Annotated in this window: 19 protein-coding genes; 18 read left to right on the plus strand and 1 reads right to left on the minus strand. The window is 65.8% G+C overall.

The window, feature by feature from the left end; all coding sequences use genetic code 11:
• Positions 1–84 precede the first annotated feature (84 nt).
• From HR9077_RS11210 to HR9077_RS11290, 18 genes are all read left to right on the plus strand, one after another.
• Entirely contained in the window at positions 85–912 is an 828-nt protein-coding gene (locus tag HR9077_RS11210) for a GPO family capsid scaffolding protein (RefSeq protein WP_136067080.1), read from the plus strand.
• Positions 913–927: 15 nt separating this feature from the next.
• On the plus strand, positions 928–1,947 hold the full coding sequence (locus HR9077_RS11215) for a phage major capsid protein, P2 family (RefSeq protein WP_136067081.1): 1,020 nt from the start codon (positions 928–930) through the stop codon (positions 1,945–1,947).
• A gap of 9 nt (positions 1,948–1,956) precedes the next feature.
• Positions 1,957–2,652, plus strand: coding sequence for a phage terminase small subunit (gpM, locus tag HR9077_RS11220; RefSeq protein ID WP_136067082.1), 696 nt, complete (start codon positions 1,957–1,959; stop codon positions 2,650–2,652).
• Between the two features lie 101 nt (positions 2,653–2,753).
• Positions 2,754–3,224 carry a head completion/stabilization protein gene (locus HR9077_RS11225; protein ID WP_136067083.1) on the plus strand — a complete coding sequence of 157 codons (471 nt, stop codon included), beginning with the start codon at positions 2,754–2,756 and terminating at the stop codon, positions 3,222–3,224.
• Positions 3,224–3,436: a tail protein X gene (locus HR9077_RS11230; protein WP_136067084.1), complete on the plus strand. Its 213-nt coding sequence runs from the start codon at positions 3,224–3,226 to the stop codon at positions 3,434–3,436. Before HR9077_RS11225 ends, HR9077_RS11230 begins: the two co-directional genes overlap by 1 nt.
• Positions 3,437–3,447: 11 nt before the next feature.
• Complete coding sequence (locus HR9077_RS11235; protein WP_136067085.1) at positions 3,448–3,651, plus strand: hypothetical protein; 204 nt, start codon at positions 3,448–3,450, stop codon at positions 3,649–3,651.
• A complete protein-coding gene (locus HR9077_RS11240; protein WP_136067086.1) occupies positions 3,641–4,144 on the plus strand; it encodes a lysozyme in 504 nt (167 codons plus the stop codon). Before HR9077_RS11235 ends, HR9077_RS11240 begins: the two co-directional genes overlap by 11 nt.
• Positions 4,141–4,575, plus strand: a complete 435-nt coding sequence (gene lysB, locus HR9077_RS11245) for an Rz-like lysis system protein LysB (RefSeq protein ID WP_136067087.1) — start codon at positions 4,141–4,143, stop codon at positions 4,573–4,575. Before HR9077_RS11240 ends, lysB begins: the two co-directional genes overlap by 4 nt.
• Positions 4,469–4,738: an Rz1-like lysis system protein LysC gene (gene lysC / locus HR9077_RS22470; protein WP_458692919.1), complete on the plus strand. Its 270-nt coding sequence runs from the start codon at positions 4,469–4,471 to the stop codon at positions 4,736–4,738. The genes lysB and lysC overlap by 107 nt, the downstream gene beginning before the upstream one ends.
• Positions 4,671–5,159 (plus strand): phage tail protein, encoded by a 489-nt coding sequence (locus HR9077_RS11250; RefSeq protein ID WP_136067088.1) that lies wholly within the window; start codon positions 4,671–4,673, stop codon positions 5,157–5,159. The genes lysC and HR9077_RS11250 overlap by 68 nt, the downstream gene beginning before the upstream one ends.
• Complete coding sequence (locus HR9077_RS11255) at positions 5,152–5,610, plus strand: phage virion morphogenesis protein (protein WP_136067089.1); 459 nt, start codon at positions 5,152–5,154, stop codon at positions 5,608–5,610. Before HR9077_RS11250 ends, HR9077_RS11255 begins: the two co-directional genes overlap by 8 nt.
• Positions 5,611–5,671: 61 nt before the next feature.
• Entirely contained in the window at positions 5,672–6,145 is a 474-nt protein-coding gene (locus HR9077_RS11260) for a phage baseplate assembly protein V (RefSeq protein ID WP_136067090.1), read from the plus strand.
• 21 nt (positions 6,146–6,166) lie between these two features.
• Positions 6,167–6,460, plus strand: coding sequence for a PAAR domain-containing protein (locus tag HR9077_RS11265; protein ID WP_136067091.1), 294 nt, complete (start codon positions 6,167–6,169; stop codon positions 6,458–6,460).
• 11 nt (positions 6,461–6,471) lie between these two features.
• Positions 6,472–6,804 (plus strand): GPW/gp25 family protein, encoded by a 333-nt coding sequence (locus HR9077_RS11270; RefSeq protein WP_244613160.1) that lies wholly within the window; start codon positions 6,472–6,474, stop codon positions 6,802–6,804.
• Positions 6,801–7,712 (plus strand): baseplate assembly protein, encoded by a 912-nt coding sequence (locus HR9077_RS11275; RefSeq protein WP_136067093.1) that lies wholly within the window; start codon positions 6,801–6,803, stop codon positions 7,710–7,712. The genes HR9077_RS11270 and HR9077_RS11275 overlap by 4 nt, the downstream gene beginning before the upstream one ends.
• Entirely contained in the window at positions 7,705–8,394 is a 690-nt protein-coding gene (locus tag HR9077_RS11280; protein WP_136067094.1) for a phage tail protein I, read from the plus strand. Before HR9077_RS11275 ends, HR9077_RS11280 begins: the two co-directional genes overlap by 8 nt.
• Positions 8,395–8,397: 3 nt before the next feature.
• The gene (locus HR9077_RS11285; protein ID WP_136067095.1) at positions 8,398–10,602 is read left to right on the plus strand and encodes an Lcl domain-containing protein; all 2,205 of its coding nucleotides are present in this window, start codon (positions 8,398–8,400) and stop codon (positions 10,600–10,602) included.
• 14 nt (positions 10,603–10,616) lie between these two features.
• Positions 10,617–11,234 (plus strand): DUF4376 domain-containing protein, encoded by a 618-nt coding sequence (locus HR9077_RS11290; RefSeq protein WP_136067096.1) that lies wholly within the window; start codon positions 10,617–10,619, stop codon positions 11,232–11,234.
• Positions 11,235–11,290: 56 nt separating this feature from the next.
• Here HR9077_RS11290 and HR9077_RS11295 read toward each other — a convergent pair whose 3' ends face one another.
• Positions 11,291–11,899 carry a hypothetical protein gene (locus HR9077_RS11295; RefSeq protein ID WP_136067097.1) on the minus strand — a complete coding sequence of 203 codons (609 nt, stop codon included), beginning with the start codon at positions 11,897–11,899 and terminating at the stop codon, positions 11,291–11,293.
• Positions 11,900–11,910 lie beyond the last annotated feature (11 nt).

Raw genomic sequence — 11,910 nt, forward strand, 5'->3', positions numbered from 1 at the left:
CCGGCCGCCGGTGCGCGGAACCTGACGCCATTGCCCCGACCAACGCTCCGACCAAAGCCCCGACCAACAACCCGAGAGGCACCAATGGCCAAGTTCCGCGTCGCCACCGAAGGCGCCACCACCGACGGCCGCACGATCACGCGCGAGTGGATCGAGCAGATGGCCAAGAACTACGACCCCGCTAAATACGGCGCCCGCGTGTGGATGGAGCACGTGCGCGGCATGTTCGCGGACGGCCCATTCCAGGCCCTCGGCGACATCACCGCCGTAGAGGCTAAAGAGGTCGAGATCGGCGGTGTCACCAAGCTCGGCCTGTTCGCCGAGATCGACCCCACCGACCGCTTGAAAGAAATCAACCAGCAGCGCCAGAAGGTCTACACCTCCATCGAGGTGGACCCGGATTTCGCCGGTACCGGTGAAGCCTACCTCGAGGGCCTCGGTGTCACCGACTCGCCGGCGAGCCTGGGTACCGAGATGCTCAAATTCTCACGCCAGGCCGGTGAATCCTCGCCGCTCGCCGCGCGCAAGCAGAAGCCCGGCAACGTGTTCTCCGCCGCGGTCGAGACCGAGCTGAATTTCAGCGATGAAGCGCCGGCCGACAAGGGCCCGTCGCTGGCCGATCGCGTCAAGGCGCTGTTCAAGAAGCACGACGCCAAGACCGAGGCCGGTTTCACCGCCTTCCGCGCCGAGCTCGAGCAGACGCTGGAACTGTTCGTCGAGAAACACAGCGCCCTGGCCGCCGACCTGAAAGCGCGCCCTTCCGCCGCCGCCTTCAGCGAGCTCAAGGACGCCCATGAGTCGCTGAAGCGCAGCTTCGACGAGCTCTACACCAAGCTCGACAACGAACCCGGTCAACAACATCACCGTAAGCGTGCCACCGGCAACGACGGCGCACTCGTCACCGACTGCTAAGGACTCGACCCGCTCATGCGCAACGAAACCCGCATCCTCTTCAACCAGTTCGCCGGTCAGGTGGCGAAACTCAACGGCGTGCCCGACGCCACCCAGAAATTCGCCGTGGACCCCAGCGTCCAGCAGCGTCTGGAAAAGCGCATTCAGGAGTCGAGCGACTTCCTGAACCGCATCAACATGATCGGCGTCGATGAGCTCAAGGGCGAGAAACTCGCCTTGGGCGTGTCCGGCCCGATCGCCGGTCGCACGAATGTGGCCAACCAGGACCGCCAGACCCGCGACCTGTCGACGCTGGATGCCCTGGGCTACGAGTGCCGAATGACCGAGTTCGACACCCACCTCGGTTACAACAAGATCGACGCCTGGGCCAAGTTCCCGAATTTCCAAGCACTGCTCCGAGACGCCATCGTGCGTCAGCAGGCGCTCGACCGCATGACCATCGGCTTCAACGGCACCAGTGCCGCGGTGCAGACCGACCGCGTCGCCAACCCGATGCTCGAGGACGTCAACATCGGCTGGCTGCAGCAGTACCGTACCAACGCGCCCGCGCGGGTGATGGCCGACGGTGCCACGGCCGGTACCGTCAAGGTCGGCCCGGGCGGCGATTACAACAACCTCGACGCCCTGGTCTACGACGCCGTCAACAGCCTGCTCGAACCCTGGTACCGCCGCGTGCCGGGCCTGGTCGTGCTGGTGGGCCGCGATCTGATGTCCGACAAGTATTTCCCGCTGCTCAATACCGACCAGCCACCCACCGAGCAGATGGCCGCCGACATGGTGATCAGCCAGAAGCGCATCGGCGGGCTGCAGGGCATGGACGTGCCGTTCTTCCCCGACAACGCGATCATGGTCACCACGCTGGATAACCTCTCGATCTACTGGCAGACCGGCGCCCGCCGCCGCTACGTCAGCGAGAACCCCAAGCGCAACCGCATCGAGAACTACGAGAGCTCGAACGACGCCTATGTCGTCGAGGACTTCGGCGCCGGCTGCTTGATCGAGAACATCGAGCTCGGCGACTTCTCGGCCGCGTAAGGGGGATCGATGACCAGCCCAGCCCGACGCCATTTCCAGCGAGTCTCCGCCGCCCAGGCGGCGGAGGCCGCCGGCGATCAACCCATGCAGGGCGACGCCTACGAGCTGATGCAGGCCGCCCTGTTCGAGGACTACCGCCGCCTCAAGTCGACCCAGTCGATGGAGCGCAAGGCCGAGATCAAGCGCGAGATCTTGCCGAAGTACGCCGACTACGTCACCGGCGTGCTCGAGGGCGGTACCGGCGCCCAGGATGACCTGCTAATGCGCATCATGCTGTGGCGCATCGATGCCGGCGACATCGCCGGCGCGGTGGCCATCGCCCGCTACGCGCTCAAACACGATCTCAACCCGCCCGATCAGTTCGAGCGTTCGACTGCGGCGATCATCGCCGAGGAAGTCGCCGACCAGGCGCTCAAGCAGCTCGACGAGGAAGGCACCGACGTTCTCGTTCTGCTCAAAAACCTGATCGACGTCGAGGCCATGACCCGCCAGGCCGACATGCACGACCAGGTGCGCGCCAAGCTCTACAAGGCACTCGGCTACACCCTGCGCGCCGCTGGCCAGCTGAGCGAAGCCCAGGCAAGCCTGGAACGCGCCCTGGGGCTCAACGAGCGGATTGGCGTGAAGAAGGATCTCGAGCGCATCGAGCGTGAGCTCAAGCAACAGAATGCCGCCGCCCAGGCCCCTGGTGACAACCAGGGCTGACGGCCAACCGAGTCGACCGCCGACGTCAGGGGGCGCGACGCCAGAGCAATGACTCGTCATGGCTCGACGTGTCGCCCACCCCCTTTTAACCAGGAGCCACGATGAGCAGCTTCGTATCTGCCGGCACCACGACTGCCGCAACCGCCGAGCCAGTCACGAACAACGGTTTCTGGCCCGACATCGACCCCGCTGCCTTCCGCGAAAACCACCGCCTGGACGGCACCATCACGCCCGCGCGGATCGAAGGCGCCCTGCTCGCCGCGATCGCCACCGTCAACCGCACCTTGCGCGACTGGCAGGCCCGGCAGATCGACGCCGGCCACGCCACGGTGGATGCGGTACCGGTGCCGATCTGGCAAGCGCCGGGCGTCTATCTCGGTCTTTACCAGCGCGCCGTGTTCTCCATGGCGCACGCCAGCCTGATCGAGCGCTACGCCGATTACGATGCCACCAACAGCGGCCGCGAGCGTAGCGAGAGCCTCATCGAGCCGGCGGACAGTTACCGCCGCGACGCGGTGTGGGCGATCAGCGAGATCGAGGGCCGCCCGCACTGCACCGTCGAGCTGATCTGATGCCTCGGCTCGTCTATGCCCAGCAGCGCGACACGCTGGATGCCATTTGCTACCGCGCCTACGGCCGTACGGCCGGCGTCACCGAACAAGTACTGCAGACGAATCCCGGCATCGCCGAGCTCGGCCCGGTTCTGCCTCATGGCACGCCAGTAGAGCTGCCCGACATCACCCAACAGCCCAGCAGTGCACCGACCGTGCAGCTCTGGGATTGACCGAGGCCTGCATGAGCCAGCCATTCGAAATCACCACCGAGGGCGCCAAGGTCGCGCCGCCGGCGATCGTCTCGATGATGCATGTCGGCGGCATGACGCCCGCCGACTGGGTCACGGTGCTGACGTTGCTCTATCTGGCGCTCCAGATCGGCCTCCTCGTGCCGCGTTACATCGCCCGCTTCCGCCGCTACTGGGAGCGCCGCCGTGAACATTAAGCGCCGTATCGCCATCGGCGCGGTGACCGGCTCGCTGAGCATCGCCACCGCCGTCGTCTCCTATTACGAGGGCTACCGCCCCACCGCCTACCAGGACCCGGTGGGCATCCCGACGATCTGCTACGGCCACACCGAAGGCGTCCAACTCGGCCAGACCCTGGACCGGGACGAATGCCGGGCCCTGCTAGCCGAGGATCTCGGCGACGCCTTCGACGCTGTAGATCGGCGCGTCGAGGTCGACTTGCCGCCCCGGCGACGCGCAGCCCTGGCCTCCTTCGTCTACAACGTCGGCGAGACCCAGTTCGCCCGGTCCACGCTGCTGCGCAAGCTCAACGACGGCGACGTGCGCGGTGCCTGCCGGGAGCTCTCGCGCTGGGTCTACGCCAACGGCCGCAAACTCGCCGGGCTGGTCAAGCGCCGCGCCACCGAGCGCGAGCTGTGCCTGATCGGCCTCGATAGGCGCACAAAATTGGCAGAGACGGGCCAGCCATGAACCGATTGATCGCCGCAGTCCTAATCCTCGCCCTGGTCGTGCTCGTTACCTGGGCGCTCTGGCAGCGCGGCGAGGCCGCCGAAGCCCGTGCGCATCTCGCCGAGCAGCGCCTCGCTGAGTCCCAGCAGAATGAGCGGGAGAGCCAGCTGGTCATCGGCGCACTGTGGGATAACGCCGCCCGCCTCGACACCCAGCGCCGAGCGCTGGCCAGCCAACAGGCCGAGCTCGAGCGCACCGCTTCCGATCGCCTCGCCACCATTCAGGAGCTGCAACGTGAGAACCAAGCGCTACGCGAGTGGGCCGATACTCGCCTCCCTGCTGCTGTTGTCCGCCTGCGGAAGCGCCCCGCCGTCACCGGCGCCGACGCTTATCGTCAATCACTGCGCGACTCCGAGTCCCTGCACGCTGCCGGCGAGCTCGCCGACCACTAACGGCGAGCTGCATTTGCAGCTTGAGCGTACCGAGGCCGCCTGGGCGTACTGTGCCGCCGAGGTCGACGCGATCATCACCTGCCACGAGTCGAGCGATGAAAAAACTCCACCTGCTGCGCACACACCTGATCAACGCGGTGCCGGGCCTCGCCCGGGATCCTGACCGGCTGCTCACCTTCGTCGAGGATGGCAGCATCGAGTTTCGCCGCGGCGAGAACCTGTCGCATGAGTACCAGTTCGCCGCGCAGCTGGTACTGACCGACTTCGCCGACGATCTCGACACCGTCATGCTGCCGTTGCTGCAGTGGCTTGCCGAGTACCAGCCGGACGCCGACCCCACCGAGGCGGTAACGTTCGAGGCCGAGATCCTCAGCAACCAATCGGTGGACGTCGCGCTGCGCGTCCAGCTGACCGAGCGCGTGATCGCCAAGGTCGATTGCGACAACGGGAGCATCCAAGTCGAGCACGCCCTGCCGCGTTTCGAGCGCGACACCTGCCCGACCACGCACTGGCAGATCTACACTCGCGAGCCGGGTGAGCAAGACTGGATGCTGACCAGCGAATGGGACTCTCCCAATGGCTGACAATCTGCAGGCGCTCGAGGACTGGGCCGCCCCGCTGCTGGCCCGACTCGAAGCCAAAGAGCGCCGCCGGCTGGCCCGGGCGATCGCCCGCGACCTGCGCCGTAGCCAGCGCGAGCGCATCAGGTCGCAGACCAACCCGGACGGCACGCCCTACGCACCCCGCAAGCCCCAGAAGTGGCTGGCCCGCCAGGGCAGCATTCGTCGCAAGGCCATGTTCGGCAAGCTGGCCACCGCCAAGTGGCTCAAGGCCACGGCGCGCGGCGATGCCGCCATGGTGGGCTTCTTCGGCAACGTCGCCCGGCTCGCAAAGACGCACCAGTATGGCCTGCGCGACCGCGTCGACCGGGACGGCCCGACAATCGAGTATCCGCAGCGCGAGCTGCTCGGCTTCACCGACCAGGATCGCGAGGTCATCCTCGATTCACTGCTGACCCACCTGGGCTCGGTGTAAGACTCGCCCTCGACACCGGGCCCCGCTTCGCCTGCCCACCCCACCACCGCACGATAGCGGCATGAACATCGTCGAGCTCACCCGCCTGCTGCACAACCTGATCCGCCTCGGGACCATCGCCGCCGTGGATCACGCAGCCGCGCGCGTGCGCATCCAGTCCGGCAAATTGCTGACTGACTGGCTGCCCTGGATCGAATCTCGCGCCGGCACCACGCGCGATTGGGACCCGCCCACCGTGGGCGAGCAGGTCATCGTGTTCTCGCCCGGCGGCGACCCGCGATCCGGCATCGTGCTGACCGGTATCTTCAGCGACGCCAGCCCGGCGCCGGCGAACAGCGGCGATCTCTGGCGTCGCGTTTTCCCCGATGGGGCCGTGCTCGAGTACGACCATCAGGCCAGTTACCTGCGCGCCGAACTGCCCGGCTCGGCCAGCGTCACGGCTGCAGGCGCGATCGCCATCGAATCCGGCGCCGACATATCGATCACCGCCGCGGGCAACGTCGCTATCCGCGGCGCCCGTATCGACCTCAACTGACCAGGATAACCAGGAGCCGATATGCCTGCAGTCACGCGCAAAGGCGATAGCGGTACCGGTCACGGATGCTGGCCACCGCGCCCGTCGACCGGCGGTTCCGGTGATGTCTTCGTCAACGGCATTGCCGCCCACCGCGCGGGCGATGCATGGGCGTCACATACCTGCCCGGCGATTCCCGAGACGCACGCCAGCGCGCTCGGCGGCGGATCCTCGACGGTCTATGCCAATGGCAAGGCGCTCGGTCGCATCGGCGACCCCGTCGCCTGTGGCTCTACCGTCGCGGGTGGTTCCTCCAACGTGTTCGCGGGGGGCTGACCGTGCCAGGCATGAACGCCCAGACCGGCCGCACCCTCGACACGCTCGAGCATATCCAGCAGTCGGTGCGCGACATCCTCACCACGCCGATCGGCAGCCGCGTCATGCGCCGCGATTATGGCTCGCTGCTGCCCGAACTCATCGACCAGCCGCTGCATGGTGCCACGGCGCTGCGCGCCTACTCGGCCACTGTCGTCGCGATCATGAAGTGGGAACCGCGGCTCCGCGTCCAGCAGATCAAGCGCCTCGTCTCCACCGAGCGCCCTGGGCGGCTCGACCTGGTCATGACTGCGCGCCGCGTCGACAACGGTGACACCGTGACGCTGGAGGTCCCACTGTCATGACCACCCCCATCGACCTCTCGCAGCTACCAGCACCCGACGTCGTCGAAGCTCTCGACTTCGAGACGATCTTCGCGTCCCGCAAAGCCGCGCTCATTGCCCTGTACCCGGCCGATGGGCAGGCTGACATCGCCGCCACCCTCGAGCTCGAGTCCGAGCCGCTGACCAAGATGCTCCAGGAGAACGCCTATCGCGAACTGATCCTGCGGCAACGCGTGAACGAGGCCGCCAAGGCGACGATGCTGGCCTATGCCCAGGGCGCGGATCTCGACCAGATCGGCGCGCGCTACAACGTCGAGCGCCTCACCCTCGACGGAGGCGACCCCGCCGCGGTGCCGCCGGTCGCGCCGACCTACGAGAGCAACAGTGATTACCGCCGCCGCATCCAGTTGAGCTTCGAGGGGTTCACCACCGCCGGCCCGGCATCGGCCTACCAGGTGCACGCCCTGGGCGCCGATGCCCGGGTGCTCGATGCCAGCGTGACCAGCCCGGCACCCGGCGACGTGACCGTGACGATCCTTGCCCGCGATGGCAACGGCGAGGCACCGGCCGACCTGGTCGCCGCCGTGCAGTCTGCGCTGGATGCCGACGACGTGCGCCCGCTCACCGACCGCGTCACCGTCGCCTCGGCAGAGATCCTGCCCTTCACCGTCGACGCGACCCTGACCATCTACCCCGGGCCCGACGGCAGCACCGTGCGCGACACCGCCGAGCAGCAGCTAGCCGACTACCTCGCCGCCCGCCGCCGGCTCGGCCAGGACGTCACCCTCTCCGGCCTCTACGCCGCGCTGCATGTCGCTGGCGTCCAGAACGTCGCGCTGGCCTCACCCACTGCCGACATCGTCGCCACTCCGCAGCAGGCGGCCCATGCCACCGCTATCAACGTGACGCTGGGAGGAGTCGATGAGTAACGCCAGCCTGCTGCCGCCCAACAGCACGCCGCTCGAGCGTGCCGCCGCGACGACCAATGCCGCGCTGGGCGACATCGAGGTGCCCATCGCGGCGCTGTGGACGCCGCAAGACTGCCCGGCCCACGTGCTGCCCTGGCTGGCCTGGGCCTACAGCGTCGACGAGTGGGACACCGATTGGACGGAACAGCAGAAGCGTGACGCGATTGACGCCGCCGTATTCATCCATCGTCACAAGGGCACCGTGGCCGCGGTCACCCGCGCGGTCACCGCCGTGCTCGACGACGCCGAGGTCGAAGAGTGGTTCGACTACGGCGGCGAGCCGTTCCATTTCCGCATCGTCAGCGACAGCCGCTTCACCGGCGAGGCGGACTACCGCCGGCTGATCCGCCTGGTCGAGTCGGCCAAGAACGCCCGCTCCTGGCTCGAAGCCGTCGTCGTGCGCAGCCGCATCGAGATGCCGCTCTATCACGGCTCGGTGATCGCCCAGGGCAACAAGCTAAGCCTCGGCCCACGCCCGGCGATCCCAGCGCCGGCCAACGCCACCCCGCGCACCGGCCAGGCTTACCACGTCGCGCGCACCACCACGATTCGCGCGTTCGAGATCCGCATCTCGGTCGAGCCCACGCAACGCCACTGGCGCGGCGCGCTTCACGAATTCCGCAAGCTCACCATTCGAGGATAAGCAATGGCCAACTTCCCCGGCGCTCAGCTCACCGATCAGGGCCGGCAACTACAAGCCAAGGCGCAGATCGGTACCGCGCTCACCTTCACCCGCGTCGCCCTCGGCGACGGGTCCAGCAGCAACTGGGAGACCATGACCGGGCTCGATAACGAGATGCTCTCGCTGTCGATCCAGGGTCACCAGGTCGTCGGCGACGGCACATCACGGCTGCGCGTGATCATGACCAACGAAGGCCTGGTCAACGGCTTCTTCGTCCGCGAGCTCGGCGTGTTCGCCCGCGACCCCGACACTGGTGACGAGCTGCTCTACAGCTACACCAACGCCGGCAACCAGCCCGATTTCCTGCCCGCCGGATCCGGCGCCTCGATGGTCGAGAACGTCTTCGATCTCTACACCGTGATCGGCAACGCGCAGTCGGTCACGGCGGTGATCAGCGACTACATCACCATCGCCACCAAGCAGGACATCGACAAGATCCGCCCGCAGCTACTGCCGGTCGGCGGCCTGATCCACCAACTCGCCCGCAAACGCAGCAACACCGACGGCGACGTCGAGTGGTTCGACCCCGCCGAGGGCGTCAATGTCGCGGTCGAGTCGATTGAGGAGCGCCGCGTCGCTGTCACTGGCCAGCGCACCTTTTCGCTGGCCATCGTCAGCACGCGCGGCATGGCCGCCTACGTCAATGGCCAGCGCGTGCCGCGCTCGGGCTGGGAGCCCCTGGGCGAGACGCAGATGCGCTTTGCCAGCGAGCTGGTCGACGGCGACGAAGTGCTGTTCGTGCGCAACGAGGAAGTCGGCGAGCTCGAGATCCCGCGCGTATCGCTGGATGGCCCGGCGTTGATCTACCCCGACAGCTCCAACAGCTACACGATCAGTGATTACGATGGCTTCGCGCAGTACGCGGTCACCGCGAGCCGGGGCACCGTCAGCCGCAGCGGCGACACGATCACCCTGGCGCTCGATGCGGCCGAAGCCGATGGCCCGCTGGATCTTAACATCACCCGCGACGGCGCCGGCGTGACCTACCCGCTGGCCGTGGGCGCGCCGACCGTGGCCGCGCCCGAGCTGACCGGGCCGGGCGATGGCGCCACCGGCGTCGAGCTGTCGCCGACGCTGCAAGCCACGGCCTTCAAGACATACCCCGGCGACTACGACACGCACGCCAGCGCGGATTGGCAGATCGCCACCGATGCCGCGTTCGCCGACGTGGTGTGGGAGAGCGCCGCCGATGCCGACCACCTGACCAGCATTGGCGTGCCGGCCGGCGTGCTGGACATGACCACGCAGTATTACGCCCGCGTGCGCTACAACGGCGCGAGCCTGGGTGCCTCGGCGTGGTCCGCCGTGGTGGGGTTCGAGACCACCGACCAATACATCGTCACGCCCAGCATCACCGCCCCGACCGACGGCGCGACCGGGCAGCCCGAGTCCCCGGTGCTGGAATGCAGCGCCTTCGCCACCAACCCGGCCGGCGTCGATACGCACTTCGCCACGTCCTGGCGCGTCAGGGACAGCCAAGGCGCGGTGATGTGGGAACGGCTCAACGACAGCGCGAACAAGACCGGCATCGCCATTCCAGCGGGCGTGCTTCAGGAGTCGATGACCTACACCGCCGAGGTGCGGCATATCGGCGAGAGCCTGCCGAGTAGCCAGTGGTCGGCGGGGGTGGCCTTCACCACCTCGGCCAGCTTCATTCCCGAGGATGGCAACGCCGGCGAGCCGTTTGGGGGCGGGTATTTTGTCCGCCGGATGATGGATGAAAACGGCGCTTGGTATGCGCTGGTCGTCAGTCAGAAAGCGGATGGTGAACCAGCCGGCACCGTCGACTGGTATGAGGCGGATTCGTTCGTGGCTGCGATGTCGTCCGGCGGTTACAGCGACTGGCGACTGCCCACCATCGATGAGTTGCGCATCCTGTATCGCGAGCTCAAGCCAGCAGCAGATTCGAATTCCACCGACGATGGTGCTACCGACCGTGTAGCCCCCCCGCTGGGGAACTACACCTCAGGCGATCCCGCGCGGACCAACGTTGTCGCGTTCAGATATTACGGCGCCGAAGCCTTTTCGTCGGGCAATACCACTGCTGAGGGGTACACCTCGGCGGATACCGGTTCGGTAACCCGGGTCTTTTTCCGGAACGGCAATGAAGTGGGCGGAAGCAAAACCTATAACGGTCGTGTCCGAGCCGTCCGCCGCGTCTATTTATAACCTAAAGGTGTTCAATGAAACCGATTGAGTTCGTCAAAGTGGACGCCCGCGACGGGCGTCCGGCCACGGAATACCCGACCCGCCACGGCCCCGCCGACCCGGTCGAGAACATCACGATTCTCTGGTGGGAGGGCCGCAACCCCGCGCGTTATTTCGGCCTGGTTGCCAACGACCGCCAGACCGACGTGCCCGGCGTGCTGCGCGAGATCAATGCCGAGGTATGGGCGCAGCTCACCGCGGCCCGCCGCGAGACGCTGCTGGGCGAGCTGGCCGCGCATCGCTTCAACGTCGAAACCGGCGGCGTAGAGATGCCGGACGGCACCCGCGTACGGACCGACCGCGAGAGCCAGTCGCAGGTTAACTCGGCATACACAACGTTGCGCGATGGGATGGTCGATGCCGCCGACTTCAAGGGCGCGAATGGCTGGGTCACGATCACGCTGGCCGAGATCACCCCGATTGCCACTGCCGTCGCCCGGCATGTGCAGCCGTGCTTTACCGCAGAGCGCTACGTCGAGGGCCTGTTGAGTGCGGCTGAAACCGCCGAGGCGCTACATGCCATCGACTACCGGGGCGAGTTCGATACTGCGCTCGAGGCGATCAAGGCTGAGCAGGTGGAAGCCGCTGCCTAAGCAATTAGCCCGCCGATCGGCGGGCTAATGATTTCCTCGGCGTACTGGTTCTAATGCTATTCGATGAGTTTTCGAGTCAATATTATGTATTCAAATAGCTCGACAGCATGTTCGGTCAAAAGATTATAGTTATCTACATAGCTAGAGAACGCAGAGCTGGCAATAGTTACAAAACCTGTACGAGCCATACGGTTTAGACTGGTGCGCAAGTAATCTTTTGAGTATCCAAAGTTGTCACGGGCAAACGATCTTAGCTGACGCATTCCGTCAATGCATTTTTCTTCACCGATGTCGCCTTTAGCGTATAGACCTAACATTCTCATTTTTGAAAGCAATTCGACTTCTGTCAGCGTCATATCTCCTAATGCAGTCAACAGAGACTGAAACCGGTCTGGGCATTTATCGATATCTCCAGACCTCACCCCACCAATCAAAAGGTCAGAAAGGTAATCAGCCATTTCATTATTTGAGCACTTTTCCAAGGCCCTGACCATGTGAACGAAATGGGCGAAGCGATGTTCCTGCTGGCATAGATCGGGAACAGAAACCCCTCCCTGTTCTGCACGGTTTAGTGCTCTTTCTAGGCGCTGCACGGTGAAATGCTCATATCCCCTTCTCACTGCCCATTTCATGGCCCCGGAAACTGTTGGCTCAAGCACTGTCATCGCTACCTCCA

It is taken from the genome of Modicisalibacter radicis (assembly GCF_900961225.1).
GTDB lineage: Bacteria > Pseudomonadota > Gammaproteobacteria > Pseudomonadales > Halomonadaceae > Modicisalibacter.

Excerpts from the sequence above, each read along its gene's own strand:
- HR9077_RS11270 (WP_244613160.1), top strand. The coding sequence starts at position 6,472 with ATGAACGCCCAGACCGGCCGCACCCTCGACACGCTCGAGCATATCCAG.
- HR9077_RS11230 (WP_136067084.1), top strand. The coding sequence starts at position 3,224 with ATGCCTCGGCTCGTCTATGCCCAGCAGCGCGACACGCTGGATGCCATT.
- HR9077_RS11275 (WP_136067093.1), top strand. The coding sequence starts at position 6,801 with ATGACCACCCCCATCGACCTCTCGCAGCTACCAGCACCCGACGTCGTC.
- HR9077_RS11265 (WP_136067091.1), top strand. The coding sequence starts at position 6,167 with ATGCCTGCAGTCACGCGCAAAGGCGATAGCGGTACCGGTCACGGATGC.
- HR9077_RS11235 (WP_136067085.1), top strand. The coding sequence starts at position 3,448 with ATGAGCCAGCCATTCGAAATCACCACCGAGGGCGCCAAGGTCGCGCCG.
- HR9077_RS11285 (WP_136067095.1), top strand. The coding sequence starts at position 8,398 with ATGGCCAACTTCCCCGGCGCTCAGCTCACCGATCAGGGCCGGCAACTA.
- HR9077_RS11295 (WP_136067097.1), bottom strand. The coding sequence starts at position 11,899 with ATGACAGTGCTTGAGCCAACAGTTTCCGGGGCCATGAAATGGGCAGTG.
- HR9077_RS11280 (WP_136067094.1), top strand. The coding sequence starts at position 7,705 with ATGAGTAACGCCAGCCTGCTGCCGCCCAACAGCACGCCGCTCGAGCGT.
- HR9077_RS11215 (WP_136067081.1), top strand. The coding sequence starts at position 928 with ATGCGCAACGAAACCCGCATCCTCTTCAACCAGTTCGCCGGTCAGGTG.
- HR9077_RS11260 (WP_136067090.1), top strand. The coding sequence starts at position 5,672 with ATGAACATCGTCGAGCTCACCCGCCTGCTGCACAACCTGATCCGCCTC.
- HR9077_RS11250 (WP_136067088.1), top strand. The coding sequence starts at position 4,671 with ATGAAAAAACTCCACCTGCTGCGCACACACCTGATCAACGCGGTGCCG.
- HR9077_RS11290 (WP_136067096.1), top strand. The coding sequence starts at position 10,617 with ATGAAACCGATTGAGTTCGTCAAAGTGGACGCCCGCGACGGGCGTCCG.
- HR9077_RS11255 (WP_136067089.1), top strand. The coding sequence starts at position 5,152 with ATGGCTGACAATCTGCAGGCGCTCGAGGACTGGGCCGCCCCGCTGCTG.
- gpM (WP_136067082.1), top strand. The coding sequence starts at position 1,957 with ATGACCAGCCCAGCCCGACGCCATTTCCAGCGAGTCTCCGCCGCCCAG.
- lysB (WP_136067087.1), top strand. The coding sequence starts at position 4,141 with ATGAACCGATTGATCGCCGCAGTCCTAATCCTCGCCCTGGTCGTGCTC.
- HR9077_RS11225 (WP_136067083.1), top strand. The coding sequence starts at position 2,754 with ATGAGCAGCTTCGTATCTGCCGGCACCACGACTGCCGCAACCGCCGAG.
- HR9077_RS11210 (WP_136067080.1), top strand. The coding sequence starts at position 85 with ATGGCCAAGTTCCGCGTCGCCACCGAAGGCGCCACCACCGACGGCCGC.